The organism is Paraburkholderia terricola, assembly GCF_900142195.1.
In the GTDB taxonomy this organism is placed as follows: Bacteria; Pseudomonadota; Gammaproteobacteria; order Burkholderiales; family Burkholderiaceae; genus Paraburkholderia; species Paraburkholderia terricola.
In genome coordinates, this window is sequence record NZ_FRAB01000046.1 from 15,741 (window position 1) to 41,314 (window position 25,574).

Sequence of the window (25,574 nt, forward strand, 5' to 3'; positions counted from 1 at the left end):
GCATGGGTGAATCGTGCGTGGGCCGGATGCGGCCTCGCGGCTTCGGGTGATGATCATAGCCGTTTTTTCGAGGCCGCCCGGCGCACCGCGCTCTGCCTGTTTTCGTAGGATTTCGCACGGCTCGCGCCGCGCCGCCGCGGCGCGGCGCTCGCATGCCTGGCCTATCCTTACTGGCCGCCTTGCAACGCCGAGGTCGCGATCGACGGCACGCTGATGCCGTGGCTCGACGCGAACTGCACCGCCGCGCTCAGCGTCGACATCAACGATTGCAACTGACCCGGCGCGGACTGCGCGATATACGACGCGCTCTGCGCGGTCTGCGGATTCATGCCGGCCAGCAATAGCGACGACGGATTCATTTTCCCAATGCTGCCGAGCCCCGACTGCAAGCTCGAATACTGGCTCACGCCTTTACCGAGCGACGCGAGGCCGTCCGTGAACGCCTGCTTGTTCACCGGCGCCGCCGACGAGCCGCCACTCGCGCGGCTCGCCAACGCCTGCGTCAGCGTTTGCGACAACGACTGCTGCGTGCTGCCCGCCTGCGTCAATTGACTGACCGACGGCGTGCCGCCGCTCAGCAATCCCGCCGCCTGTTGCGCTTGCCCTGCCGCACTGCTCAAACCCATCGCCGACGCGAGACTCGATTGGCCGCTCAGCACCTGTTGATTCGCGCCGACGTAGGTTTGCAACAACTGCGAGATGCCACCCGACGACGCCGCGCCCGCGTCCGCCGAACTCTCGCCGCCGCCTATGCCGAATTGCTTCAGATTCAGCTGCGCGTTCGACACGCCGCTCATCAGCAAACCGCCGCTCGCGAGCAACGAAATCAAAAGGCTGCGCTTATTCATGTGTCTCTCCTGACTTGGGACTTTGGGGTACTCGCGCGGTTCGACACCCTGGCCTCGCGCCGGTTCATACGAAGCGACCACGCCGGGCAATGCGCTCGCGCATTCGGGCTCAGTCACGTCGAGTGGCCCATGAGTGGCCGATGAGTGGCCGATGAGTGGCCGCTGAGTCGCGATATGTCAAGGTAAAAAATTGCGCTTTGGCAAGTTCGATGCGAATCGTTCTCATTTGTTGACGCATCGATTACGCATGAGTACGATCTCGCCTTCTGCTGTAGTCCGGCGTGGCAAATGGATGCGGCACATCGCGGGCCCATGGAGACACCGCCCCGCGATGCTCGAACCACTCCATACGATACCAATAAGGATCCCGATGAAACTCTCCTCATCCAGCGGACTCACGGCTCGCGCAGGTTCGCTGCGCGAGCATGCCGCGCGCCGTTCGCGTCTACCGTCGATGCGGCGCGCCGCGCTTTACACGGCCTTTGCGTGCGCATCGCTGACAGCGGGCGCCGCGATGGCGCAGGCCAACTCCGACGCCGCGCCGGAAGCGGCCGAAGCCGAACGCAACGCCAACGCCAACGCCAACGCGACGGATACCAAACCACCAGCCGGTTTCTGGGAGCGCGAGCAAATGCTCGGCGATATGGGCGGTTTGCGCCCCTGGCTCGGCAAGTACGGCGTGACGCTCACCGTCACCGAGACCAGCGAAATTCTCGGCAACCTTCGTGGCGGCCTCGCGCGCGGCGCAGCCTACGACGGTGTGACCACAGCGGCCCTTCAGCTCGACACACAAGAAGCGTTCGGCCTGCCCGGCGGCCAGTTCAACGTCAGCGCGTTGCAGATTCACGGCCGCAATCTCAGCGCAGACAAACTCGGCACGCTGAATACGGCAAGCGGCATCGAAGCCGAAGGCACGACGCGCCTGTGGGAGTTGTGGTATCAGCAGTCGTTCCTCGACAAGCGCGTCGACGTGAAGATCGGTCAGCAAAGCATCGACCAGGAATTCATCGCGAGCACCTATTCGGCGCTCTTCCTCAACACGATGTTCGGCTGGCCCGCGCTGCCCTCGTACGACATGCCGTCAGGCGGTCCCGCTTACCCGCTGTCGGCGCTCGGCGTTCGCGTGCGCGGCCAGATCACGCCCTCGTTGACGGCGCTCGCCGGCGTGTTCGACGGCGACCCGCTCGGCAACAATCCGAACAACAAGAGCGGCACCAACTTCAATCTGCATAACGGCACGCTGTTCATCGGGGAGTTGCAGTACGCGATCAACCAGCCGGCGGAAGACGGAAAGCCCGCCGCGAGCGGCGGCGGTTTGCCGGGCACCTACAAGATCGGCCTCTGGTACAACAACGGCCGCTTCGCGGATCAACGCTACGACAACACCGGACTGTCGCTCGCGAATCCGGCCTCCACCGGCACTGCCGCGAATCATCGCGGCGACTGCAGCTTCTACGCCGTGGCCGACCAGATGATCTGGCGTCCGAGCCCGGACGCGGCGCGCAGCCTCGGCGTGTTCGCCCGCGTGATGGGCGCGCCGGGCGACCGCAACCTGGTGAGCTTCGCGGCGAACCTCGGCGTCGTGCTGAAAGCGCCGTTCGCCGGACGCGACAACGACAGCGCGGGCCTCGCCCTCACCTACATCAAGGTCGGCAATCACACGCACGGACTCGACCAGGATAGCCGGGCATTCAGCGGCGGGCCGTACGGCGTGCGCACGAGTGAAACGGCGCTCGAAGCGACCTATCAGTATCAGGTCGCTCCATGGTGGACGCTGCAAGCCGATGCGCAATACACGTTCAACGCGGGCGCCGGTCAGAATCCGAACGACCCGGCGCAGCCGCTGCGCAATACGTTCGTGGTTGGGGTGCGGACCAACATCGCGTTCTGATGCGTGGTGTGTGGCCCTACGCAGGCGCCGCCGAACCGCGCGCCTGCGTGCGCAGCGACAGATCCTGCACCATCTGCGCGGCCAGATAGTCGCACGTGGGCCGGTCCGATTTGGCGCTGCGCGCCACCACGATTTCCAGCGGAGCGATCTTCGGCAAGCCTTGCGCCTCGCCGAGAATCGCCAGCCGCGGCGGCACGCTGCAACGCGTGAGCGCGACCACCGAGAGTCCCGCGTCCACGGTCGCCACGAGGCCCATCAAACTGGCGCTGCTGAACGCGGCCCGATAGCGGATACGTGCGCCGTCCAGCGCGGCGAGCGTGTGCTGACGCGCCACGCAACCCGGTTCGTACAGTCCGACCGGCAACGGTGACACCGCCAGCACCGGCGTCTCCACCGACGCCCCCACCCACACCATCGGCTCGCTGCGCACGAATTCGCCGCGCAGTTTGCGGTCGCGCGTGACGAAGGCGAGATCGATCCTGTTATCGGCCAGCATGGGCGCGAGCGACGTGCTCTGCGCGCAGACGATTTCGATCTCCACATGCGGATACAGATTCGAAAAGCGCCGCAATACCGGCGACAACAGCGACGACACGTAATCGTCCGGCGCGCCGAGCACCACGCGCCCGGTCACTTCCGGCCGCACGATCGCCGACCACGCCTCCTCATGCAACGCGAGCACGCGCCGCGCGTATTCGAGCAGCGTGTTGCCGGGCCGCGTGAGCGACAGATTGCGCGTGTTGCGCGCAAACAGCGTGGTGCCGAGCATGGTTTCGAGCCGCTTGATCTGCATGCTGACCGCTGCCTGCGAGCGATGCACCGACACCGACGCCTTCGTGAAGCTGCCGTTTTCCACCACCGCGACGAAGGTGCGCAGCAAATCGACGTCGAATTCGGCGTGCATGATTCATCAATCCGGCTTATGGAATTGCTCAATTTAATTCGTTTGTGACAGCCACGCAAGCCGCGCAATATTCGTGATTCCACGTCTACCGAGGCCGCTTCGCATGTCCTTCTCCCCACGTCAACAAGGCGCGATCACGCTGGCGAGCGGCGGGCTTCTGATGGGCACGCTCGGTGTGTTCGTCGAGGAAGCGCGGCTCGGCGCGCTGACGCTGGTGTTCTTTCGCTGCCTGTTCGGCTTCCTGTCGCTCGCTGCGTATTGCGCCTGGAAGGGCTTCTTCACGCGCGCGCATTTCACGCGCCGCACGGTCATGCTGGCGCTGATCTCCGGCGTGCTGATGGTCACGCAATGGGTCGGTTTCTTCGATGCGATTCATCGCACGAGCATTGCGGTGGCGACGGTGGTGTTTCACGTGCAGCCGTTCTGGGTCGTGCTGATCGGCGCGGCGCTCTTCAAGGAGCGCCTGGGCGCCGACCGGCTCGGCTGGATCGCGACCGCCTTCGTCGGACTCGTGCTCGCGTCGGGCGTCGCGGCCACCGAGAATCTGCAGGGGCACACGCGCTATCTGATCGGTATCGGCGAGGCTTTGGTGGGGTCGGTGCTGTATGCGGGCGTCACGTTGATCGCCAAGGGACTCGGCGAGCTGCGGCCGCATCTGCTGACGCTCGCGCAGTGCGCGGTCGGCGTGGTATGCCTGCCGTTCATCGCACCGCTCGCCGCCGAGCCCATCGGCGCGATGCAGTGGTTCTGGCTGATCGGCATGGGCGTGCTGCATACGGGGCTCTCGTATGTGCTGATCTACGGCGCGCTGCCCAGGCTGACCACGCCGATCATCGCCGTGCTGCTGTTCGTCTATCCGTTGACGGCCATCGTGGTCGACGCGCTCGTGTATGGGCGGGCGCTGTCGCTGCCGCAACTCGCGGGCATGGCGTTGATCGTGGTCGCGAGTCTGGGCGTCAATCTCGGCTGGCCGCTGCTTTCAGCATTACGGCCGGGCGGACGTGCGCGGCGTCACGCGGATTGAGTTGCCGCCGCGCCTGCGCCGCACGCGCAGTGGCATTGGACGCAAGGCGGTTCGCGTTCTCTGCTCGCATCGACCCGAAACATACCTTGCAAAAAACCAACGTTCTCCATGCATTTCGCACAATCGAGAATTCTTCTCGTTTATAATTTCAAGATATTACAAGCCGGGCACTGATCCGGCTTCCGCTGTATCTCCCATCCCCACATCGACATGCCATTCCGCGGCAGCCGATGTCACGCCCGCGCATTTCGCGCGCTGACGAGCGGCGCCCCGGCCGTTTCGATTTTCGAATTCATTCGACAGTAACAGGGGATCCCCACTGCGCCTTGCCTGACCCATTTCGCGGCCCTTACCTTGCCGCGCGGCGCGCGTTTGCCCGCGTGCCATGCCGCTTCGCCGCGCTTAAAAACCCAAACCTATAACAGCCACCGATCCGACTCAAAGAACGTCAACATGAACGTCAATAAGAAGATTTACCGCGCACTGCTGATCGCCACGTCCCTCGCCGGTGTGAAGCCTTTGATGGCGCAAGAGACGGCACCCGCCGCCGGCGCCGCCGACAACACGCTGCCGGCCATCGCCGTCAAGGCCGCCGCCGACCGCTCGTACGACACCAGCACGTCGAACACCGCGACCAGAACCAGCATGTCGCTGATGGACGTGCCGCAGACCGTCAATATCGTGCCGCGCGCGCTGCTCGACGAGCAGAACGCGAGCTCGTTGCAGGATGCACTGCGCAACGTGCCGGGCGTCGGCTTTTCAGTCGGCGACGGCCAGCGCGATCAGGTCACGTTGCGCGGCTTCAACAGCATGACCGATCAATACGTCGACGGCATTCGCGACGATGCGCTCTACTACCGCGACCTGTCGAACGTCGAACGCGTCGACGTGTTGAAGGGACCGGCCGCCGTGCTGTATGGACGCGGTTCGGCGGGCGGGCTGATCAACCGCGTGTTGAAGAAACCCTCGGCGAACCCGCAGCAAGCGGTGGGTGTCACGCTCGGCACCGAAGGCGAGCGTCGCGGCGAATTCGACCTCGGCTGGAACGCGAACGATGCGGCGCGTTTTCGCATTACCGGCGCCGCCGAAAACTCGAACAGCTTTCGCGACCAGTTCCAGTTGAATCGCCAGGCCGTGGCGCCGTCCGCGCAATTTCGCATCGACCGCGACACCACGATCAATCTCGAAGCCGATTATCTGCACGATCGCCGCACCTCCGATCAGGGCCTGCCCGCCTATCTCGGCCGTCCGGTCAACGTGCCGATCAACACGTATTACGGCTCGTCCAACGCGGTCAACGCCTCGTACAACGACATCGACGCGAAGAGCGCGACCGCGTCGCTCGACCACCGCTTCAACGATTCGCTGTCGTTGCACACCGCCGTGCGCGCGTACGACTTCTCGCTCGAACGCAAGAACTACGTCACGTTCGAGCCGATCAAGACGGCGGCGCATCCTGTGGTGACGCTCGACCAGAGCACGCGCTTTCGCCAGGATCACGGCGTGGACGGCCTGTTCGAACTGACGCAAAAGACCACGCTGTTCGGCATGAAGCATGAGTTGCTGTACGGCGTCGAGTTATCGCAACAGCAGAAGTTCGACACGATCTACTCGACCAACAAGGTCGCCACCTACGATCTTTACAATCCGCAACTGGTCAACTTGCCCGGCGTGAAGCCCGGCACCGCGGCGAAAACCAATGCGGCGACGGTGCTCGGACTGGTGGGCGTCTATGCGCAGGACCTGATCTCGCTGACCGAGCACTGGAAGATTCTCGCGGGTTTGCGCTTCGACTATCTAACGCAAACGCGCAACGACTACACGCCGGCGCACGTGAATCTGGATCGCACGGACCGCGCGTGGAGTCCGCGCGTGGGCCTGATTTACGAGCCGCTCGACTGGGTGTCGCTGTATGCGTCGTATAGCCAGTCGTTCTCGCCGCTTGCCGACACGCTGATCAGCAGCGGCGCGTTTGCCAACGGCTCGGCGCTGGCGCCGCAAAAGACCACCAGCTTCGAAATCGGCTCGAAGTTCGACCTGGGCCGGGCGAGCGCGAGCGTCGCGCTGTTCGACATGAAGCAGACCCATCAGCAGATCGCCGATCCTGCTAACCCGGGCTACGCGCTGCCGGTCGGCACGCAGCGCTCGCGCGGCCTGGAGCTGTCGATGACCGGCGAGATCGCGCCCAAGTGGTCGGTGTACGCGGGCTACGCGTATATGAACGGAAAAGTGGACGGCTCGCCGCAAGCGACCTCGGCCGGGCTGGTTTTGCACGACAACACGCCGGGCCTGATGCCGCGCCATAGCGCGAGCGTCTGGATCAAGCGCGACCTGAAGTACGGCTTCTACGCGGCGGGCGGCGCGCAGTTCCAGTCGGCGCGCTATACGTCGGCCAGCGATGCGGTCACGTTGCCGTCGTTCGTGACCTTCGATCTGGGCGCGGGTTATCACGGCAAGAACGTCGACGTCACGTTGACGCTGGAGAACCTGTTCGATCGCAAGTATTTCATCGCGGCGCACGGCAACGCGGACATGTACAACATGCCGGGCGCGCCGCGCACGCTGACCGTGGCGGCGCGGTGGCACATGTGAAGTTTTTCGGACTCGGCGGCGTGTGGCTGCGTTGAATCGTCGAATAAAAAACCGGGCGCCGCGCCCGGTTTTTTTATTTCAATCGCCGTAATGAAAACGGCAGGCAATCACATAGATCTTTCCGTCTCGCGGCAGGTAGACGAGACGATCGCCATGCGTGATGCGGCGCGACCAGAAGCCGCTCAAGCTGCCGACCAGCGGCTCCGGCTTTCCCGCACCGCTATAAGGATCGCGCCGGCATTCCTCCAGCAACGTGTTGATCTTGCGCAGCACCTTGCGGTCGGTTTCCTGCCAATAGAGATAGTCGTCCCACGCTTCGTCGGTGAACATAAAAACACTGTCAGCCTTTGCGGCTTCCTCGTTGCGGCTTTTCCGTTGGTTCATCGGTCAGCAGTTCGCGCGCGGCCGCACCGCCGGCGTTCAACTGGGCGATGGATCGAGCGAGCCGCTGGGCGTTCTTCGACGAACTCAACAGATACAAGGTCTCCTGCATCGCATTGAAATCATCGAGCGAAACCATGACCACGTTTTCGCCGCTCTGCCGGGTGATCAGCATGGGCGTGTGGTCGCGGCAGACTTCGTCCATCGCTTGCTTGAAGCCGGCACGCGCCTCGCTGTAAGTAAGGACGTTCATTCGTTTTCGATTGGAGAGGCTACCCTCCGATCGCTCCTGTCAAAAGTTAGAGACGATTCCACCGCTAAACGGATTGACCGCGCCGCGGGGACTACCGCGTGAGCCGTTGACCCGAAGGGAAAACCCCCTCCCGGCGGCCACGGCCATTGTACAGATCACTGTACAGAACGGCAAACCCAAAAACAACGGAGAAATACGTCGTCCAACCCATGAGAGGATGCCCGCCGACAACCCCGCGCGCCACTCGGCCAAACGGCCAATGTCACTGAAGCGGCACCTCGCCGTTCGTCTCCCGGTTCACCGCCTGCCAAACGCTCATTTTTATATATAATATTTGAACTTATGAGCGATGCGACAGAGAGTCCCCCCTTGGACATTCCGACGCGCGGCCTGCTGCTACCGGCGGCGGCGCCCCGCGAGAGCACGTCCCGTGTCATCGCGGAGGCGCTGCGCGCGGCAATCGTCGACGGCACCCTGGCGCCCGGCGCGCCGCTGCGCCAGGACGCGATTGCGCGGCATTTCTCGGTCAGCGCGATTCCCGTGCGCGAGGCCTTGCGTCAGCTCGAAAGCGAAGGCTGGGCCAAGGCCGCGGTCCATAAGGGCGCGACGGTCGCGCCCTTGTCGGCGGATGAAGCGCGCGAAATCTACGAAATCCGTGCCGCGCTGGAGAGCCTCGCCATCGGCCTCGCGATTCCCAGGCACACCGCCGCCACGCTGCGCGAATGCGCCAGGCTGTGCCGCGCCGCCGAACGCGAGCCCGATCCGGCGCTGTACGTGGCGCGCAACGTCGCGTTTCATATGAGCCTGTATGCGCCCGCCGCGCGTTCGCAACTCGAGGAAATGATCGGCACGCTGCATCGGCGTGGCGAACGCTATCTGCGTCTGAAGTTCGGCTTGCCGTCGTACAAGGGCGAGTCCGACAATGAACACGCCGCCCTGCTCGACGCGGTGCGGCGCCGCGACATTCCCGCGGCCCAGGCGCTGGTCGTCGCGCATCTGCTCGGCACCGGCGACGTGCTGCATCGCTTCCTGACCGAACGCGCGCAGGCGGAAGCCGCGCATGCGAATCAACCCAAGCGGCGCGGCAGACGCGCGCGCACCACCACCGGGAGCTGACTCCGCCGATGAACCGTTCCGCCGAAGCCTCACCCCTCACCCGTTCATGGACCACGCGTCGCGACGAAAAGAACCGCCGCCTCGCGGCCATCGCGCCGTGGCTGGAAGACGGCGTGCTGCCGTCCCACCGCATCGTCGATGCGCTCGAAACGCTGATCCAGCCGGGCGACCGTGTCGCGCTCGAAGGCGACAACCAGAAGCAGGCCGACTTCCTGTCGCGCTCGCTCGCCCGGGTCGATCCACAAAAGATTCACGACGTGCATCTGCTGATTTCGAGCATCAGCCGTCCCGAGCATTTGACGCTGTTCGAGCGCGGCATCGCGCACAAGGTCGACTTTTCGTTCGCCGGGCCGCAGAGCTTGCGGGTCGCGCAATTGCTCGAGGACGGGCAACTGGAGATCGGCGCGATCTACACCTACGTGGAGTTGTACGCGCGCATGTTCGTCGATCTGACGCCGCACGTCGCGCTGCTGTGCGCGGAAAAGGCCGATCGTCATGGCAATCTGTACACCGGTCCGAACACCGAGGACACCCCCACCATCGCCGAAGCCGCCGCGTTCCGTCACGGCATCGTGATCGTGCAGGTCAACGAGATTGTCGATGAACTGCCGCGCGTCGACATTCCCGGTTCGTGGGTCGACGTGGTCGTGGAGGCGGACCGGCCGTTCGCCGTCGAGCCGTTGTTCACGCGCGATCCGCGCCATATCGGCGACCTGCAGGTGCTCACCGCGATGATGGTGATCCGCGGCATCTACGAACCGTACGGCGTGAGCTCGCTGAATCACGGCATCGGCTTCGACACGGCCGCGATCGAATTGCTGCTGCCGACTTACGGCGAGTCGCTCGGTCTGAAGGGCAAGATCTGCCGCAACTGGACGCTCAATCCGCACCCCACGATGATTCCCGCGATCGAGTCGGGCTGGGTCGACAGCATTCATTGCTTCGGCAGCGAGGTCGGCATGGAGGCGTATATCGAAGCGCGCCCCGATGTGTTCTTTACCGGCAACGACGGCAGCCTGCGCTCGAATCGCGTGCTGTGCCAACTGGCCGGGCAATACGGCGTCGATCTGTTCATCGGTTCGACCTTGCAGATCGACGCGGACGCGAATTCGTCGACCGTCACGCGTGGGCGTCTCGCCGGTTTCGGCGGCGCGCCGAACATGGGTCACGATCCGCGCGGCCGACGTCATTCGAGCGAAGCCTGGCTCAAGCTGCTGAAGGATCAAGGGCCGGTATCGCGCGGACAGAAGCTGGTCGTGCAGTTGGCGGAGACCTACAAGAAAGGCGGAGAGCCGACGTTCGTCGACGAACTCGATGCGATCGCGGTGGGTGCGAAAAACGGCATGCCGATCGCGCCCGTGATGATCTACGGCGACGATGTGAGCCATGTCGTCACCGAGGAAGGCATCGCGCATCTGCACAAGGCCGAAGGCATCGACGAGCGGCGCGCTGCGCTCGCCGCGGTGGCGGGCGTGACGCCGGTCGGATTGCGCGCGAAGCCTGAAAAGACGGCGGAGCTGCGCCGGCGCGGCATTGTCGCGTATCCGGAAGACCTCGGCATACGGCGCGGTGAAGCGAAGCGCTCGTTGCTGGCCGCGCGCAGCATCGACGATCTGGTGACGTGGTCGGGCGGCCTGTACGCGCCGCCGGCACGCTTCAGGAGCTGGTGAGGATGGCGCCCGCCGCCTTGCGCGCGCGTGCGGATCGGGCCTGTGCACACACCGCGTGTGTCGCGCAGAACGATTTACGCGCCGATGTCGCCGGTGCTGTTGATAGGCCGGCTCACATCCCCGCTCGTGCTGTCTCTCGGGCTGATGCCGCCCACGCCGCGCCGCTCGCGGCGGTGCCCGCCGACGCGCAGTTGTCGCGCTACGCCGTCACCGCGCTGATCGAGGAAGCGCAACTCACCCCCAAGCCCGCGCTGGTGGACCGGCGCGGCAGCGGCGCGCATCGCGATCTCGACCTCGCCACGATGCTGCGCTCGGCACACGCGCTCGAGCCGACCTTCGCGGCGCTGGCGCGCGCGGCGCGCCGCCGCGGCGAACCGTCGGCGCTGTTGCGTACCGAACTCGCGCAAATCGGCCGCGCCGGCGAGCACGACATGCTGCGCGCCACCGGCGGCAGCAACGCGCACCGCGGCGCGATCTGGATCGTCGGCTTGCTCGTCGCGGGCGCGTCGATGCCGGGCGGCGGCACGCAACGCCATGCTGCGCACGTATGCGGACGTGCCGCGCGGATCGCCTGCTTTCCGGATCGCTTCGCCGCGCCCTCGAACAGTCATGGCGAACGCGCACGTCAGCGTTATCAGGTCGGCGGCGCGCGCCGCGAAGCGCAAGACGGTTTTCCGCATGTCGTCGAAATCGGCCTGCCCGCGCTGGTCGCGGCACGCGCACGAGGCATCGCCGAGGATGCCGCGCGCCTCGACGCCCTGCTCGCGATCATGGTTTCGCTCGACGATACCTGCCTGCTGCATCGCGCGGGTTTGCCGGGCTTGCACGCCGGTCAACGCGGCGCGCGCCGCGTGCTCGCTGCCGGCGGAAGTTCGACGCACGCGGGCGCCGCCGCCCTTGCCGCACTCGAACACGACCTGCTGTCGCTCAATGCATCGCCTGGCGGCGCGGCCGATCTGCTCGCCGCCACCCTTTTTCTCGACATGCTGGCGCGACACGACGCCGGCGGGAGCCCAGTCACATGGAACATCTGACCTTCGACTATCCGGCGCAACGCGCCGTCACGACCCGCGCGCATGTCGGCGTGGTGGGTTCCGGCGATCTGGAAGTGCTGCTGTCGCCAGCCGGTAACGGCGCCGCGCTGAACGCGCATGTGGTCGTGCGCACCAGCGTCGACGGCTATGGCCACATCTGGAAAAGCGTGCTCGACCGCTTCTTCACGCGCTACGACGGCGCCGCGCACATCGAAATCAACGACTTCGGCGCAACGCCGGGCGTGGTGGCATTGCGCCTCGCGGAAGCCGTCGAGGCGGCCGAACAGGGAGACGCCGCATGACTACCGTTGCGACCGCGCATCCCGCGCCGATTCTGCGCGACAGTTTCATCGAACTGCCGGCGCGCGAGCGCGCCCGCTCGCTGCTCGACGCCGGCACCTTCCGCGAATTGCTCGGACCGTTCGACAAGATCGAGTCGCCGTGGCTGCCGCTGCAAGGCGTCGTCTGCCAGGCCGACGACGGCTGCGTGATCGCGCGCGGCAGCATCGACGGCGAACCCGCCGTGGTGGCCGCAATCGAATCGGCGTTCCAGGGCGGCAGCATCGGCGAAGTGTCGGGCAGCAAGATCGCCGCCGCGCTCGAAATGGCCCTGCGCGACTGCGAGCGCGGCAAGATCGTGCGCCCCGTCGTGCTGTTCGAGACCGGTGGCGTGCGGCTTCAGGAAGCCAATCTCGGGCTCGCGGTGATCGCCGAGATTCAGGCGGCGATCGTCGCGCTGCGCCGGCATGTGCCGGTGGTCGGCGTGATCGCGGGAATGGTGGGCTGCTTCGGCGGCATGTCGCTCGCGGCCGCGCTGTGCTCGTATCTCGTCGTGACGAAGCAAGCCCGGCTCGGCATGAACGGCCCCGAGGTGATCGAACAGGAAGCGGGCATCGAGGAACTCGACGCGAGCGACCGCCGCCGCGTGTGGCAATTGATCGGCGGCGAACAAAGGGCCGCGACCGCGCTGGCCGATCGGCTGGTCGACGACGATGCCGACGCTGTGAGCGCCGCCGTGCGCGCCGCGTTCGCGCAAGGCGTGCCGGCCGCGCATCGCAGCGAACAGGTCGACACGTTTCTGGACCGGCTCGCGCGGATCGATCCGGCCAGCGTCACGCCGCAAACGATGCGCGAGGTCTACCACCCGCATGTGCAAAACGACGCGCGCAAGGAGCAAGCATGAACGACACTCAACCGAGCCGCGGCGCGCGCTGGTTTCAGGCGCTCGCCGGCGAACCGTCCGGCAACGCGCCGGTATTGAACGCCGATGCGCCGCTCGGCGGCGAGACCGCGCGCTTCATCGCGGTCGTGCCCGATCCCGACAACCGTTTTCCGCGCGCGACCGATAACGTCGTCGGCCTGGAACAGGGCTGGCTGCTCGCGCGGGCCGTGCGTGAAGCGATGACGCGGGACGAAGCGAGCGGCACGCGCCGCCCGATCGTCGCGATCGTCGACGTGAAAAGCCAGGCATACGGCTATCGCGAGGAGATGCTCGGCATTCACCTCGCCTGCGCCGCCGCCGTCGATGCGTATGCGGCGGCGCGCGATGCGGGCCATCCGGTGATCGCGCTGATCGTCGGGCCGGCGATGTCGGGGGCGTTCCTCGCGCACGGCTACCAGGCCAACCGCATCGTCGCGCTCGACGCGCCCGGCACGATGGTTCACGCGATGGGCAAGGAAGCCGCCGCGCGCGTCACGCGCCGCACCGTCGAAGCGCTCGACGCGCTCGGCGAAACCATCGTGCCGATGTCGTACACCATGGCCTCGTTCGCCAAACTCGGGCTGCTCGATCAGTTGATCGAAGGCGTCGATGCGGATGCGCCGGATGCCGCGCAGATCGAGCGCGTGCGTGAGGTGTTGTCGGCGCAGATTCGCAGCGCGCGCGACGGCAGCCGTGACCTGTCGCATCGGCTCGAATCGGCGGCGGCGCGGCAGAACCGCGCGGCGTCGATCGAAGTGCGCCGGCGTCTCGCCGAACAATGGGATGCCACGTGATGCGAGTCTGCGCCGCCCCGCCGTTCGCAAACGGTCAAGCGTTGTCCCGCGATACGCGATGGCGGCCGCATGACCTGCTGCGCTTGCGGCGCCTGCAACAGTTCGATGGCGAACCGGCATGGGTGCGCGAGGCCTTCGCTCATGCGCCGTATGCGGTCGTGCGACGCGCGTTGGCCGCCGAGGGTGTAATCGCGATTGGCGTGCGCGGCGTGGGGCGTTCGCAGCGCTATGGCACATGGGCGTCGGCGGACGATATCGAACACGTCATATCGCCGGAAGCGTTGGCACACCGCAGCCCTGCTGGCGAGCGCGCCATGTTGCCAGCGTTCGCCGCGCTCGCCGCATTGCGGAGCGAGGCCGACGGGCCATTGTGCGGCTTCGTTTGGGGACCCACCGGCGGCGCCGGTTTCGAACTCGCGGCGCAAGTGCCTACTGTGTCCGAATCGAGCGATCTCGACTTGCTGATCCGCACGCCGTCGAAGCTCGCACACGAGGACGCGGTTCGATTGCTCGGCCATCTGCAAGCTTTGGCGCAGCGCGCCGGCATTCGCGTGGACGCGCAACTCGAAACGCCCGCGGGCGGGGTGGCGCTGGCCGAATGGGCAGCGGGCAAGGCGCAGGTGATGGCGCGCGACGCACGCGGCCCGCAACTCGTCGCCGATCCTTGGGCCGCTGTTCGCGGCGACGACGTCTGATGCTTGCATTGATCTTCCCCGGCCAGGGCGCGCAGACCGAAGGGTTCCTGCATCGTCTGCCCCAGCATCGCCTCGTGCGCGAAACGCTCGCGGAAGCCTCCGAGGTGATCGGCGCCGATGTGCTGACATTGGATACAGCGCACGCGCTGCGCTCGACCGTCGCCGTGCAGATCGGCTTGACGGTTGCGGGCGTGGCGATCACGCGTGCGCTGGCCGATGAACGGCTGATACCGGCGCTCAACGCGGGGCTGTCGGTGGGCGCGTATGCCGCGGCGGTCAGTTGCGGCGCTGTCCACTTCGACGATGCGCTAAGGATGGTTCGCAAGCGTGCCGAATTGATGGAAACCGCGTATCCGTCGGGATACGGTCTCGCGGCCGTATCGGGTTTGACGGAATACCAACTGGAAACGCTCGCCGCGCAGCACGCGAACGAGGCGCGACAGCGCGTCTATATCGGCAATGTGAATGCGCCGCGTCAGATCGTCGTGGCGGGCGCGAATGCCGCGCTGGATGCGTTTATCGAACGTGCGCTGGCAGCCGGTGCCCGCAAGGCCACCCGGCTCGCGGTGAGCGTGCCGTCGCATTGCGAATTGCTCGCGCATGCCACCGACGAACTGGTCGCCTACGCCCAGCATGTGCCTTTTTACACGCCGCACGGCACCTATGTCGGCAACCGCGGCGGCCGGCCCTTGTACACGGCGGACGCGATCCGCGACGATCTCGTCACGAACATGCGCTACACCGTGCGTTGGTTCGACGCGCTCGCGGCGATGCTGGAAATGGGCGCTCGCGTGCTGATCGAAGCGCCGCCCGGCCAGGTGTTGACGGACATTGCGCGCGACAACTTTCCGGATGCCGCCGCGCTGGCCGCGAGCGGCTTCCCGTTCGATCGGCTGGTGGCGACGGCGCGCCGGCGTCTGGAAGCGGATTGAGCGGTGAGCGGGCGGGCGCCGCAAGGCCCGCGTTCCCGAGCGGCGCTATAAAGCCTGTTCCGGCGCGCGTCCGATCGTTTGCGAATCCGCCGCCGCACCCGCATCGCTGCGCGCGCGCTCACGCCCCGGCGTCACCACCGCGCCGCTTCCGCCCGGACGCCCCACCGATTTCGCATGCCGCTCGATCAGCCGTTGCAACAGACAGAACGCGCAGAGCAAGGCGCCGATCACGATGCGCGTCCACCATGAACTGAGCGTGCCGTCGAACGTGATCAAGGTCTGGATCGTGCCGAGAATGCCGACCCCGAACAGCGACCCGAGCACATAGCCGACGCCGCCCGTCAGCAGCGTGCCGCCGATCACCGTCGCGGCGATCGCGTCGAGTTCCATGCCCTGCCCTTGCAAACCGTAACCGGACAGCACGTAGAAGGTGAAGACCGCGCCGCCGAGCGCCGAGCAGAAGCCGCTCAACGCATACACGCCGATCCGCGTGTGCGCGACCGGCAAGCCCATCAGCAGCGCCGAGCGCGCGTTGCCGCCGACCGCATACACGTTGCGGCCGAAGCGTGTGAAATGCGCGATATAAATCGCCGCAAGCAGCGTGATAAAGGCGATCAACACATTCGCGGTGACGGAACCGATACCGATGTCGAGGCGAAACGCCGAGATCGCGTGAAAGGTCGGATCGTTGATGGTGATCGACTGCGTCGTGATCAGAAAGCACAGGCCGCGCGCGAAGAACATGCCGGCCAGCGTGACGATGAACGCCTGCAGGCGGAAGAAGTGAATCAGCGCGCCCTGCACCGCGCCGAACACGGTGCCCATCAGCAGCACGGCCGGCACGATCAGCCAGACCGGCCAATGCATGTGTTCGGACAGCACCGCCTCGACAATCGTGGTTAGCGCGACGATCGAGCCGACCGAGAGGTCGATCCCGCCCGAGACGATCACGAACGTCATGCCGATCGCGACGATCAGCAGAAACGCGTTGTCGACCAGCAGATCGAGCAGCACTTGCCACGAGAAAAAGCCGGTGTACATCACCGAGCCGAAACCGAACAGCGCGCAGAACAGCAGGATCGTGACGGCGATCGGCAACGTGCGCGGATCGACGATACGGGCGCATGCTTCGAGGAGTCGTCTCATCGGGTCACCCCGCGCTGCGTGAAGAGCGACATGGCGATCGAGCGCGCCGCCGGCGACTGGATCACGCTCACCGTGAGCACGACGGCCGCCTTCACGACGAGCGTCGCTTCCGGCGGCACGCCGATCGAATAAGTGGTGTAGGTGAGCGTCTGGATGATCAGCGCGCCGAGCACCGTGCCCGCGAGACTGAAGCGGCCGCCGAGCAGCGACGTGCCGCCGAGCGTCACCGCGAGGATCGCGTCGAGTTCGAGCAGCAGGCCGGCATTATTGCCGTCGGCGCTGCGCACGTTCGAGCTGATGAGAATGCCCGCCATCGCGGCGGTCAATCCCGAGAAACCGTACACCGCGAAGACGAGCGCTTTCGAACGCAGCCCGACGAGGCGCGTCGCGACCGGATTCACGCCGATCGCTCGAATGAAGAGCCCGAGCGCGGTGCCTTCGACGAGCGCCGCGGTGGCGAGCACGGCCACCGTCGCGATCCACACGGAACACGGCACACCGAGCCAGTACCCGCCGCCCACGAACAGATAGCCGGGCGCGCCGATCGGAATGATCTGCCCCGCCGTCAGCAATTGCGCGATGCCGCGGCCGGCCACCATCAGGATCAACGTCGCGATGATCGGCTGCATGCCGACGAACGACACCAGCAAGCCGTTCCACATGCCGCTCAGTACGCCGACGATCAACGCCGCCACCAGGGCCTGCGCGATCAGTCCGCCGCTCGGCACGGGCTGCGTCGCGAGTATCGTCGCGGCGGCGGCGCCCGCGATCGCCACCACCGCGCCGACCGAAATGTCGATGCCGCGCGTGGCGATCACGAGCGTCATGCCGGTGGCGACGAGCACGAGCGGCGCGGCGCGATTCAGCACGTCGATCGGCGCGCCGAACAGATGGCCGTCGAGCATCCGCAGCGACAGAAAATGCGGGTTCACCCACAGGTTCAGGCCGCACAGCAACGCGAGCGTGACGCACGGCCAGATCAATGCGCGCTCGGCGCCGTCGCGCACGAACCAGTTCGATAGCTTCATTCGCCGCTCCCCGCGATGAGTCGGTAGATGTTGTCTTCGTTCGAAGCCTTGCCGGCCACTTCGGCGATCTTGCGGCGGTCGCGCAACACCGCCACGCGATGGCTGACCCGCACCACCTCGCTGATCTCGGACGAGATGAACAGAATGCTCAAGCCGTTCGCGCACAGCGCCAGCAGGCGGTCCATGATGTCGAACTTGGCCGCGACGTCGATGCCGCGCGTGGGTTCATCGAGAATCAGCAGCTTCGGATCGGTGGCGAGCCAGCGCGCAAGCAGTGCTTTTTGCTGGTTGCCGCCGGAGAGCAGCCCGATCGGCTGCTCGGCGTCCGAGGCCTTGATGCCGAGCCGCTCGATCCACAGATCGGCCAGTTCGCGCGCGCGTTGGCGGCTGATCTTGCGCCACCATCCGCGCCTTGCCTGCAAGGCCAGCAGGATGTTCTCGCGGATCGAGAGTTCGGCGACGATGCCTTCTTTCTTGCGATCTTCCGCGCAGTAGCCGATGCCGTGATGCACCGCGTCGCGCGGCGAACGCAAGCGCACCGGCCGGCCTTCGACGAGGATCGTGCCGCTGTCGGCGCGGTCGGCGCCGAACAGTAGCCGCGCGGTTTCGGTGCGGCCCGAGCCGAGCAATCCGGCGAGGCCGAGAATCTGCCCCGGCTGCACGTCGAGGTCGAGCGGCTGCATGGTGCCGCGCCGGCCCACGCCGCGCAATTCGACGAATGGCTGAACAGCTTCCTTGCCATGCTGATATTCGTGCGGATCGCGGCCTTCATGCGCGGCTTCACGCAGGCGCGCGCTCATGCGCTCGTGGCCGACCATCTTCGACACGAGTTGATCGGCCGGCAAATCGCGCGCGAGATATTCGCCTTCGCGCTCGCCGTTGCGCATCACCGTGATGCGATCGGAAATGGCATACGTCTGCTCGATGAAGTGCGTGACGAACAGAATCGCAATGCCGGATTTCTTGAGATGGCGAAGGATTTTGAACAACTGCGCGACTTCGCTGTCGTCGAGGCTCGAGGTCGGCTCGTCGAGGATCAACACGCGCGCATCGACCGACAGCGCTCGCGCGATCGCCACCATCTGCTGCACGGCGATCGGATAAGCGTCGAGCGAACGCGTGACGTCGAGCGATACGTCGAGACGCGCGAGCGCGGCCTGCGCGCGGCGCTTGATGTCGGGCCAGTCGATCGCGCCGAAGCGGCGCGGCTGCCGGCCCGCGAAAATGTTCTCCGCGACCGACAGGTTCGGGCACAGGTTCACTTCCTGATACAGCGTGCGCACGCCGGCCGCCTCGGCTTCCTGCGGCGAGGCGAACGCCACGGTCTCGCCGCCCAGGCGGATCGTGCCCGCATCAGGCGCAACCACGCCGGTCAGCACGTTGATCAGCGTGGACTTGCCGGCGCCGTTCTGGCCCATCAGCGTGTGGATTTCGCCGGGGAACAGGCGGAAATCGACCTGCTGTAGCGCCTTCACGCCAGGAAACGTCTTGCTGACGCCGGCGGTGGCAAGAATGGGCTCGTGTGCGTTCGCGGCGCCATCGGCAGTGGTTGCGATAGCGCCGAGGGCCGGCGGATTGGGTTCAGAAGCGCGATGCGTCATAGACCTCGCTCGATCGGCGGTGCGTTGGTGCGTTGCTTCGGTGGCTCTAGCGAAACTCGAAGGCACTCAGCGGACCCCGCGGAAAAGAGACCGCCCGCTGCCCAAGCAGACGGGCGGTCAGGCACCGCTGGAGAAACTGCTACACCTGTCCGTACTGCGCTTTCGTGTTGAGTTCGTGCGCCGCTTTTTGGTCAGCAAGCCTCGGTACTGTGCGTCAGTACTTGCGCGTCGGCAATGTCTGCGCCGCGACGCTCATCGGGAAGACGGTTTCTTCCGTGAGAATGCGCTTGGGCAGCGGCTTGCCGGCCACGACGTCCTTCACCGCCGACATCAACTGCGGCCCGAGCAGCGGACTGCATTCCACGTCGACGTTCATCTTGCCGGCGGCCATCGCCTGGAAGCCGCCCTTGGTCGCATCGAACGAGACGACGATCACGTCCTTGCCCGGATGCATGCCGGCCTCTTCCATTGCCTGGATCGCGCCGAGCGCCATATCGTCGTTATGCGCATAAACTACGTTTATTTTATTCCCATAGGTTTTTATAAACGCCTCCATGACCTGCTTGCCGCCGGCCAACGTGAAGTCGCCGCTTTGGGACGCGATGATCTTGAACTTGGGATCGCTCTTGATCACTTCGATCAGGCCGGCGTGCCGGTCGTTGGCGGGCGCGGAGCCAACCGTTCCCTGAAGTTCCGCGATATTGACCGTGTTCTTTTCGTTCTTGTAATGGTCCGCAAGCCACTTGCCGCCACGCCGCCCTTCTTCCAGAAAGTCGGAGCCGATCATCGTCACGTAAAGCGAGGTGTCTTTCACGTCGACGTTGCGGTCGGTCAGGATCACCGGAATCTTCGCGGCTTTAGCCTCGCGCAGCACCGGCTCCCAGCCCGATTCCACAACCGGCGAGAACGCGATGACGTCGACTTTCTGCGCGATGTAGGAGCGGATCGCCTTGATCTGGTTTTCCTGCTTTTGCTGGGCGTCGGAGAATTTGAGCTTGATTTTCGCTTCAGTGGCGGCGGATTTCACCGACTCGGTGTTCGCCGTGCGCCATGCGCTTTCGGCGCCGACCTGGGCGAAGCCGAGCGTGATCTGTTTGTCCTGCGCGTAGGCGCCCGGTGCTGCCAGCGTCAGCGCGCCCATGCCCGCGCACAATGCGAGCGCGCCCAACGCACGACATGCGGCGCGTCGTGTATTCGCCATGACTGTCTCCTGATCGTTGTTGTGTAGGCGACCCAGCGAAACCGCCAGCGCTTGCTGCTTTCACGGTGCGTGGATCGTGATGTAGCGTAGTGTGCGGCGCGTTAACCGTCCAATCATATGATTCGCGCCGACGATATCAATTCTGGTATAGCGGACGGTGTCGGTTGTCGCGTGGCCGTGTGTCGACCTCCGCGTCGAGGATGTCGGCGGCGCCTGGTCCGCGTTACGGCTGACGGGCTTTTTATGCGCTTACGTGCCGATGGCGCGCTGCCGGGCTGACCGGTTCACGGCGGTCTACCGCGTTGCCGCTCGCGGCGTGACCCAACGAAACGTCAGATTGATTCGTTCGCCCGTGACATCAGACTCCTTCGGCACCCGATGCCGCCATTCAGCCTGCGTGTCGCCTTTCATCACCAGCAAACTGCCGCCTTTGAGCGAAAACGACTTCGTCACGCCGGTTTCGTTGTGGCGCAAATCGAAGGTGCGCGCCACGCCGAGGCTCACCGACGCGATCACCGGCCGAACGCCGAGTTCAGGCTCGCGGTCCGCGTGCCAGCCCATGCTGTCGGCGCCGCTGCGGTAGCGGTTGATCAGCACGCTGTTGAAACGGGCGTTGCAGGCGGCTTCGGCGGCGGCCTTCAGTTCGGCGACGGTCGGCGTCCAGGGTTGCGGCACGTTGCGGATACCCGAGTACACGTAGACCGCGTCCGGCTCCCCTTGCCAGGCGGTCAAACGCGGCAGCGGCACGCGGCCGGCGGGCGTACCCATCATGTCCTGGCGCCATTCGACTTCGCCGACAAGCCGCGTCAAAGTCCGCTGCGCCGCCGCGGGCGTCAGCCAGTCGGGATACCAGTCGACGTCGGGCGCCGGCAGGCGATGATCATCAAAGAGATCCATCATGAGATTGGGCTGGATGCGGCCGCGCGCGATGCGTGCCGGGAGAAAACGTGTGGCTATTATGGCGGCAGCGATAGAGCGGCTCGCGGTGATCGTCGGGAAGGAGATGGCATGCCGACGCGTGCAGTTGGTTCGCCGGAAACAATAGGGCTATCGCGGAGACGACATTTCGCGATTCAACGCTGCGGTGCGACCCAATATTCTGGCCGCCCGTGCGCCCGGCATCCGGCGAAACTATTGCCGCGCAACGCGCGCTGTTCGTTCGACCAAACCGCACGTATCGTCTGATGGACCGCAACTCTCCACGCGGTCAGGTGAAGACGGCGACGTAAAACACCACTGCGCCGATCACGGCGCCGATAAAGCAGAAGCCCTCCTCGGTATCCTCGCCATTCGAACGCAACCACCCGCCGACCACCCCGAACAACCCTGCGATGCCGAGCGCGACGCACACCATCACGATGTAGAAGAGCGCGGTTTTGCCCAGTTCGGAAAAGTCGATGTTGCGCACGCCGACGTACAGGCTGACCGCCATCAGCGAGAAGACCACCAGCGGCAGCATCACATGGCTGCCCTCGTAGCCGACATGATGCGCGTGGTGCGCGGGCCGTAACTGATTGCCTGATCTGAGCAGTTTCATGATGCCCCCTGCCTCGCCTTTACCGGCGATAAAACGAACCGCGATCCGGCCGCGGCGGCCCTGATGCAAGCCGGTTCATTTTGAGAATAGTCTACGCACGGACACGATTCAAAGCCCATTTAATTATGGCTCCAAGCACCGCCGGGTGGGCCTTGCGTCGCGATATGTCGATGCTGCGATGCAGTAGCCGGGGCGGCCGCCCAAGGCGGGTTCCATAACTTGGCGAGCAAGTTTGGTGCCGCCCCGCGCGCAGTGGCACATGCCGGTAGAATGGTTCACCCCGTTCGCTAACGCGGCATCGCAGTCTCCGAGTCGCCCAAGGTTCAGTTCGTCTCGGACCCTTCCCGCCCTTATCTTCCCTATGCGCCGCTCATCGTTTCTTGTCCGCATCATCCTCATTGGCATCCTGCTGCATATTTATGTCGGCTTCCGTCTGATTCCAGACATGCCGATCGATACTGTCGGCCGAGGGCTTTGCGCGCTGTGGCTCGTGCTGTCGATCTTTCTGATTCCGCTCGGCATGCTGGCGCGCACCATCAAACGACAGCCGCTCGGCGACCGGCTCGCATGGGTCGGCCTGCTGGCGATGGGTTTTTTCTCGTCTTTGCTGGTGCTGACTTTTTTGCGCGACGTGGTTCTCGCGTCGCTGCTCACCATCGATGCAATCTGGCCGCGCGCCGTGGCGATGGGAAACTGGCGGACCGGTTCGGCGGCAGCGGTGCCTTTGGCTGCGCTGCTTTCGACGCTCGTCGGTCTCGTCAACGCGCGCCGGCGCGCCAGAGTGGTGACGATCGAAGTGCCGATCGACGATTTACCGCCCGCGCTGGACGGCTTCACGATTGTTCAGATCAGCGATATCCACGTCGGCCCGACCATCAAACGCCATTACGTGGACGCCATCGTCAATGCGGTGAACCGTCTCGAGCCCGATCTGATTGCCGTGACCGGCGATATCGTGGACGGCAGCGTGCCGCAATTGAGGAACCACACGCAGCCGCTCTCGCGGTTGAGCGCGCGTCACGGCGCTTTCCTCGTTACCGGCAACCACGAGTATTACGCCGGCGCAAATGCATGGATCGACGAATTCCGGCGCCTCGGATTGACCGTGCTGCTCAACGAACACGTGATCGTGGACCACGACGGCGCGCGCGCCGTGATTGCCGGCGTGACCGATTATTCGGCGGGTCATCATGACCCGTTGCATCGTAGCGACCCTGTCGCCGCGCTTGCCGGCGCGCCTGGCGACGTGCTGATCAAGGTGCTGCTCGCCCATCAGCCGCGCTCCGCTGAGGCGGCCGCGGCCGCCGGTTTCACGCTGCAGCTATCCGGCCACACGCACGGCGGTCAGTTCTTTCCGTGGAATTTCTTTGTGAGATTTCAGCAGCCGTTCACAGCCGGCCTCGCTCGCCTGAATGGACTGTGGGTGTACACGAGCCGTGGCACAGGGTATTGGGGACCGCCGAAGCGTCTCGGCGCGCCGTCTGAAATCACGCGCTTACGCCTTGTGCCTGGCGAGCCCGATTAAGGCATCCAAATAAAGCGAAACGCAGGCGCCGTCATGAAACGGCGCCTGCGTTGTATTGGACTGACTGCATGACAGGAGCGCGGACGTCGGCAATGACATCCGCTTCCAAGGCGCCAACGTGCGGCGCCCGTTAGCCTGCCTATTGCGCTGGCACGACGGCCACGCTGACTTGCGGCGCGAACGCTACCGACACCTGCATACCAGGAGTCACATTGGCGAGTGTTGCCGGCTCGCGGCCCTTGATATGAAACACGGCGTCATTCGGACCCTTCAGGGCCAGGATGCCCGACGCGTGGTCGACGGTCTGGATCTCGGCGGTGACGTTCCCGGCGGTGTTGGACTGAACGACCGGCGTAGCAGCACCTTGACCGGCACCACGGGTAACGCTGATCACGGCGTTGCGCACCATGCGGACGTGGACCTTGCCGCCCTGCTTGATCTGCGTAAGGTCGCGCGAGTCGGTGACATTGAACGAAGCCTGGCTGCCCCGAGCATCGCGCACGGTGACCGAATGTTTCGCCATGTCTACCGATGTCACGACGCCTTCCGCCTGCAGCGTGCTGCTGCCTTCGAACGGCGCGGGCAGACCTGCGGCAAACGACATGAGCGGAGCGGCAGCAATCAACGCGCCGGCGATGATGCGACGAGCTTGAACTTTCATACTTTCCTCAACTGGGGTAAACGGCTAAAACGGACGACGTCGAGCGAATCCTGGATCAAGACCTTCCGCACAATGCTCGAGCAAAGCCGCTAGAAGTGAAACGTGGATTGAGCGCTGCGAGAGTGCTAAAAGCGCGCGACGTATTTGGAAATGTGCGAACAGTGTGGTTTCCGGGATGAGGTCGGTCAATATTCGGAGTCCCCATTTACGCGGTGATAGTTCCAGATTTTCACTGGAAGTTTCCACAACAGGACATGAGTTCGCCAGCACTGTGTGCTTTATCCCGGCTTGACTTACCTTTGCAGAGCCGCCTAAAATTCGCCCACTTCATTTAGCCGGAATCACGATCTTGGACAGTAGCAGTACTACCAGTCGAGCTTCGATTCACCCGATCGCCTGATCGGCAAGATTTCCGCGTCAGCTCTCCTGCCTGTCGCCGTCTTGCCTCCGGGCTCGACGGTGCGCGTCGTCTCTTTACTTTTCACAGCCTTTTATCGCGCTTCTACGCGTGTGAAGCGCCGCATGGTTCGATGCCATCCGATTGCTCCGCGACGTTCAGCGCCGCCGCGAGCCCCGCTCGCGTTCTCGTCATGCCTGACCGCATCCGCGTTTCGTCGGCGATTCGCGCTGCTGTCATGCGCACGGTTCACACTGCGCGGATACGCGCCACAAGCTTTCTTACCGATGACAATTGAATTCGTCTTGCGGCTCCTTGCCGCCTTCGCCTGCGGCGTGGCAATCGGCCTCGAACGGCAGATGCGTCAGCGCAACGCCGGCCTGCGCACGATCACACTCGTCGCGAGCGGCGCGTGCCTGTTCGTCACCCTCGGCGTACTGACCGGCAACGGGACTACCGGCATCACCCAGATCGCCGCGTATGTCGTATCCGGCGTCGGCTTTCTCGGCGGCGGCGTGATCATGCGCGACAAGGGTTCCATTCAGGGCATCAATACCGCGGCGACCTTGTGGTGTTCGGCGGCGGTCGGCGTGTTATGCGGTGCGGGCCATTACGGCCCCGCGATCGCCGGCACCGCGGTCGTGCTGCTCACCAATACGGTGCTGCGTGAAGTGAGCCGCACTATCAACGCGGCGCCGGTTTCCAACGCGGACCTGATTCGCGAGTACGTGCTGACGATTGTCTGCCGGGAAACCGACGAGATTCACATTCGCACCGCCGTGTCGAACTCGATGTATTCGACGCCACTGTCGTTCCAGAGCCTGACCAGCGAGGACGTGGAAGGCGATACCGGACGTATCCGTGTCACGGCGACACTGAAGCTGCATCCCAAGGACCAACCGAAGCTAGAACAGATGGCAAGCCGCATCAGCATGGAAAAAAGCGTATCGAGCGTCAGTTGGACGGCCACAGAAGCGGAGCCGACGCCGGAGTGACGCGCCGTGAGCAAGTGCCGCTTATGCGGGCGCATCGTCTACACTTAGTCGCAATACATTCAGACAATGTTAATTTACCGTCCTGAATATGGACTGCCGCATGACCATCGACTAAGCTCTGTCACCGTGAATTTTTCACACTCAACCA

Annotated in this window: 24 protein-coding genes; 13 read left to right on the forward strand and 11 right to left on the reverse strand. The window is 64.8% G+C overall.

Features of this window, described 5'->3' with window-relative positions:
* Positions 1-167 precede the first annotated feature (167 nt).
* A complete protein-coding gene (locus tag BUE39_RS27985) occupies positions 168-848 on the reverse strand; it encodes a hypothetical protein (RefSeq protein ID WP_073431916.1) in 681 nt (226 codons plus the stop codon).
* A 370-nt stretch (positions 849-1,218) separates the two neighbouring features.
* Here BUE39_RS27985 and BUE39_RS27990 point away from each other — a divergent pair, with 370 nt between their 5' ends.
* Positions 1,219-2,739, forward strand: coding sequence for a carbohydrate porin (locus tag BUE39_RS27990; RefSeq protein ID WP_073431917.1), 1,521 nt, complete (start codon positions 1,219-1,221; stop codon positions 2,737-2,739).
* A gap of 16 nt (positions 2,740-2,755) precedes the next feature.
* Here BUE39_RS27990 and BUE39_RS27995 read toward each other — a convergent pair whose 3' ends face one another.
* Positions 2,756-3,643, reverse strand: coding sequence for a LysR substrate-binding domain-containing protein (locus tag BUE39_RS27995; RefSeq protein ID WP_073431918.1), 888 nt, complete (start codon positions 3,641-3,643; stop codon positions 2,756-2,758).
* A 103-nt stretch (positions 3,644-3,746) separates the two neighbouring features.
* On the opposite strand from BUE39_RS27995, the gene BUE39_RS28000 reads away from it, so the two are divergent.
* Positions 3,747-4,667, forward strand: coding sequence for a DMT family transporter (locus tag BUE39_RS28000; protein WP_073431919.1), 921 nt, complete (start codon positions 3,747-3,749; stop codon positions 4,665-4,667).
* A 453-nt stretch (positions 4,668-5,120) separates the two neighbouring features.
* Positions 5,121-7,259, forward strand: a complete 2,139-nt coding sequence (locus BUE39_RS28005) for a TonB-dependent receptor (RefSeq protein WP_073431920.1) — start codon at positions 5,121-5,123, stop codon at positions 7,257-7,259.
* Between the two features lie 78 nt (positions 7,260-7,337).
* Here the strand turns inward: BUE39_RS28005 and BUE39_RS28010 are convergent, their stop codons facing one another.
* The gene (locus BUE39_RS28010) at positions 7,338-7,589 is read right to left on the reverse strand and encodes a Txe/YoeB family addiction module toxin (protein WP_073431921.1); all 252 of its coding nucleotides are present in this window, start codon (positions 7,587-7,589) and stop codon (positions 7,338-7,340) included.
* 10 nt (positions 7,590-7,599) lie between these two features.
* Positions 7,600-7,893, reverse strand: coding sequence for a type II toxin-antitoxin system Phd/YefM family antitoxin (locus BUE39_RS28015; protein WP_073431922.1), 294 nt, complete (start codon positions 7,891-7,893; stop codon positions 7,600-7,602).
* A gap of 342 nt (positions 7,894-8,235) precedes the next feature.
* Here BUE39_RS28015 and BUE39_RS28020 point away from each other — a divergent pair, with 342 nt between their 5' ends.
* Genes BUE39_RS28020 through mdcH form a run of 8 tightly spaced genes read left to right on the forward strand, consistent with a single transcriptional unit; the run spans position 8,236 to position 15,335 of the window.
* Complete coding sequence (locus tag BUE39_RS28020) at positions 8,236-9,009, forward strand: GntR family transcriptional regulator (protein WP_073431923.1); 774 nt, start codon at positions 8,236-8,238, stop codon at positions 9,007-9,009.
* 8 nt (positions 9,010-9,017) lie between these two features.
* Positions 9,018-10,679 (forward strand): malonate decarboxylase subunit alpha, encoded by a 1,662-nt coding sequence (gene mdcA / locus BUE39_RS28025; protein WP_073431924.1) that lies wholly within the window; start codon positions 9,018-9,020, stop codon positions 10,677-10,679.
* Positions 10,680-10,681: 2 nt separating this feature from the next.
* Positions 10,682-11,713, forward strand: coding sequence for a triphosphoribosyl-dephospho-CoA synthase (locus BUE39_RS28030; RefSeq protein WP_083086281.1), 1,032 nt, complete (start codon positions 10,682-10,684; stop codon positions 11,711-11,713).
* A complete protein-coding gene (locus BUE39_RS28035; RefSeq protein ID WP_073431925.1) occupies positions 11,701-12,015 on the forward strand; it encodes a malonate decarboxylase subunit delta in 315 nt (104 codons plus the stop codon). The genes BUE39_RS28030 and BUE39_RS28035 overlap by 13 nt, the downstream gene beginning before the upstream one ends.
* Positions 12,012-12,896 carry a biotin-independent malonate decarboxylase subunit beta gene (locus BUE39_RS28040; RefSeq protein WP_073431926.1) on the forward strand — a complete coding sequence of 295 codons (885 nt, stop codon included), beginning with the start codon at positions 12,012-12,014 and terminating at the stop codon, positions 12,894-12,896. The genes BUE39_RS28035 and BUE39_RS28040 overlap by 4 nt, the downstream gene beginning before the upstream one ends.
* A complete protein-coding gene (mdcE, locus tag BUE39_RS28045) occupies positions 12,893-13,708 on the forward strand; it encodes a biotin-independent malonate decarboxylase subunit gamma (RefSeq protein WP_073431927.1) in 816 nt (271 codons plus the stop codon). Before BUE39_RS28040 ends, mdcE begins: the two co-directional genes overlap by 4 nt.
* On the forward strand, positions 13,708-14,403 hold the full coding sequence (locus BUE39_RS28050; protein WP_073431943.1) for a malonate decarboxylase holo-ACP synthase: 696 nt from the start codon (positions 13,708-13,710) through the stop codon (positions 14,401-14,403). Before mdcE ends, BUE39_RS28050 begins: the two co-directional genes overlap by 1 nt.
* Positions 14,403-15,335 carry a malonate decarboxylase subunit epsilon gene (mdcH, locus tag BUE39_RS28055; RefSeq protein WP_073431928.1) on the forward strand — a complete coding sequence of 311 codons (933 nt, stop codon included), beginning with the start codon at positions 14,403-14,405 and terminating at the stop codon, positions 15,333-15,335. The genes BUE39_RS28050 and mdcH overlap by 1 nt, the downstream gene beginning before the upstream one ends.
* 45 nt (positions 15,336-15,380) lie before the next feature.
* On the opposite strand, the gene yjfF is transcribed toward mdcH, so the two are convergent.
* From yjfF to BUE39_RS28085, 6 genes are all read right to left on the reverse strand, one after another.
* Positions 15,381-16,481, reverse strand: coding sequence for a galactofuranose ABC transporter, permease protein YjfF (gene yjfF, locus BUE39_RS28060; RefSeq protein ID WP_073431929.1), 1,101 nt, complete (start codon positions 16,479-16,481; stop codon positions 15,381-15,383).
* Complete coding sequence (locus BUE39_RS28065; RefSeq protein WP_073431930.1) at positions 16,478-17,509, reverse strand: ABC transporter permease; 1,032 nt, start codon at positions 17,507-17,509, stop codon at positions 16,478-16,480. Before BUE39_RS28065 ends, yjfF begins: the two co-directional genes overlap by 4 nt.
* The gene (locus BUE39_RS28070) at positions 17,506-19,110 is read right to left on the reverse strand and encodes a sugar ABC transporter ATP-binding protein (protein ID WP_073431931.1); all 1,605 of its coding nucleotides are present in this window, start codon (positions 19,108-19,110) and stop codon (positions 17,506-17,508) included. The genes BUE39_RS28065 and BUE39_RS28070 overlap by 4 nt, the downstream gene beginning before the upstream one ends.
* A 214-nt stretch (positions 19,111-19,324) precedes the next feature.
* On the reverse strand, positions 19,325-20,251 hold the full coding sequence (locus BUE39_RS28075; RefSeq protein ID WP_227470935.1) for an ABC transporter substrate-binding protein: 927 nt from the start codon (positions 20,249-20,251) through the stop codon (positions 19,325-19,327).
* A 354-nt stretch (positions 20,252-20,605) separates the two neighbouring features.
* Positions 20,606-21,211: an alpha-ketoglutarate-dependent dioxygenase AlkB family protein gene (locus BUE39_RS28080; RefSeq protein ID WP_073431933.1), complete on the reverse strand. Its 606-nt coding sequence runs from the start codon at positions 21,209-21,211 to the stop codon at positions 20,606-20,608.
* A gap of 307 nt (positions 21,212-21,518) precedes the next feature.
* A complete protein-coding gene (locus BUE39_RS28085; RefSeq protein WP_073431945.1) occupies positions 21,519-21,848 on the reverse strand; it encodes a hypothetical protein in 330 nt (109 codons plus the stop codon).
* Positions 21,849-22,209: 361 nt separating this feature from the next.
* Between BUE39_RS28085 and BUE39_RS28090 the strand changes: the two genes are divergently transcribed.
* The gene (locus tag BUE39_RS28090; protein ID WP_073431934.1) at positions 22,210-23,373 is read left to right on the forward strand and encodes a metallophosphoesterase; all 1,164 of its coding nucleotides are present in this window, start codon (positions 22,210-22,212) and stop codon (positions 23,371-23,373) included.
* A 139-nt stretch (positions 23,374-23,512) separates the two neighbouring features.
* On the opposite strand, the gene BUE39_RS28095 is transcribed toward BUE39_RS28090, so the two are convergent.
* Entirely contained in the window at positions 23,513-24,034 is a 522-nt protein-coding gene (locus BUE39_RS28095) for a hypothetical protein (RefSeq protein WP_073431935.1), read from the reverse strand.
* Between the two features lie 684 nt (positions 24,035-24,718).
* Between BUE39_RS28095 and BUE39_RS28100 the strand changes: the two genes are divergently transcribed.
* The gene (locus BUE39_RS28100) at positions 24,719-25,426 is read left to right on the forward strand and encodes an MgtC/SapB family protein (protein ID WP_073431936.1); all 708 of its coding nucleotides are present in this window, start codon (positions 24,719-24,721) and stop codon (positions 25,424-25,426) included.
* Positions 25,427-25,574: the final 148 nt, after the last annotated feature.

Bases quoted from the DNA above. Each gene is read 5' to 3' on its own strand.
- BUE39_RS27985 (WP_073431916.1), bottom strand. From the start codon at position 848: ATGAATAAGCGCAGCCTTTTGATTTCGTTGCTCGCGAGCGGCGGTTTG.
- BUE39_RS27990 (WP_073431917.1), top strand. From the start codon at position 1,219: ATGAAACTCTCCTCATCCAGCGGACTCACGGCTCGCGCAGGTTCGCTG.
- BUE39_RS27995 (WP_073431918.1), bottom strand. From the start codon at position 3,643: ATGCACGCCGAATTCGACGTCGATTTGCTGCGCACCTTCGTCGCGGTG.
- BUE39_RS28000 (WP_073431919.1), top strand. From the start codon at position 3,747: ATGTCCTTCTCCCCACGTCAACAAGGCGCGATCACGCTGGCGAGCGGC.
- BUE39_RS28005 (WP_073431920.1), top strand. From the start codon at position 5,121: ATGAACGTCAATAAGAAGATTTACCGCGCACTGCTGATCGCCACGTCC.
- BUE39_RS28010 (WP_073431921.1), bottom strand. From the start codon at position 7,589: ATGTTCACCGACGAAGCGTGGGACGACTATCTCTATTGGCAGGAAACC.
- BUE39_RS28015 (WP_073431922.1), bottom strand. From the start codon at position 7,893: ATGAACGTCCTTACTTACAGCGAGGCGCGTGCCGGCTTCAAGCAAGCG.
- BUE39_RS28020 (WP_073431923.1), top strand. From the start codon at position 8,236: ATGAGCGATGCGACAGAGAGTCCCCCCTTGGACATTCCGACGCGCGGC.
- mdcA (WP_073431924.1), top strand. From the start codon at position 9,018: ATGAACCGTTCCGCCGAAGCCTCACCCCTCACCCGTTCATGGACCACG.
- BUE39_RS28030 (WP_083086281.1), top strand. From the start codon at position 10,682: ATGGCGCCCGCCGCCTTGCGCGCGCGTGCGGATCGGGCCTGTGCACAC.
- BUE39_RS28035 (WP_073431925.1), top strand. From the start codon at position 11,701: ATGGAACATCTGACCTTCGACTATCCGGCGCAACGCGCCGTCACGACC.
- BUE39_RS28040 (WP_073431926.1), top strand. From the start codon at position 12,012: ATGACTACCGTTGCGACCGCGCATCCCGCGCCGATTCTGCGCGACAGT.
- mdcE (WP_073431927.1), top strand. From the start codon at position 12,893: ATGAACGACACTCAACCGAGCCGCGGCGCGCGCTGGTTTCAGGCGCTC.
- BUE39_RS28050 (WP_073431943.1), top strand. From the start codon at position 13,708: ATGCGAGTCTGCGCCGCCCCGCCGTTCGCAAACGGTCAAGCGTTGTCC.
- mdcH (WP_073431928.1), top strand. From the start codon at position 14,403: ATGCTTGCATTGATCTTCCCCGGCCAGGGCGCGCAGACCGAAGGGTTC.
- yjfF (WP_073431929.1), bottom strand. From the start codon at position 16,481: ATGAGACGACTCCTCGAAGCATGCGCCCGTATCGTCGATCCGCGCACG.
- BUE39_RS28065 (WP_073431930.1), bottom strand. From the start codon at position 17,509: ATGAAGCTATCGAACTGGTTCGTGCGCGACGGCGCCGAGCGCGCATTG.
- BUE39_RS28070 (WP_073431931.1), bottom strand. From the start codon at position 19,110: ATGACGCATCGCGCTTCTGAACCCAATCCGCCGGCCCTCGGCGCTATC.
- BUE39_RS28075 (WP_227470935.1), bottom strand. From the start codon at position 20,251: ATGGGCGCGCTGACGCTGGCAGCACCGGGCGCCTACGCGCAGGACAAA.
- BUE39_RS28080 (WP_073431933.1), bottom strand. From the start codon at position 21,211: ATGATGGATCTCTTTGATGATCATCGCCTGCCGGCGCCCGACGTCGAC.
- BUE39_RS28085 (WP_073431945.1), bottom strand. From the start codon at position 21,848: ATGAAACTGCTCAGATCAGGCAATCAGTTACGGCCCGCGCACCACGCG.
- BUE39_RS28090 (WP_073431934.1), top strand. From the start codon at position 22,210: ATGCGCCGCTCATCGTTTCTTGTCCGCATCATCCTCATTGGCATCCTG.
- BUE39_RS28095 (WP_073431935.1), bottom strand. From the start codon at position 24,034: ATGAAAGTTCAAGCTCGTCGCATCATCGCCGGCGCGTTGATTGCTGCC.
- BUE39_RS28100 (WP_073431936.1), top strand. From the start codon at position 24,719: ATGACAATTGAATTCGTCTTGCGGCTCCTTGCCGCCTTCGCCTGCGGC.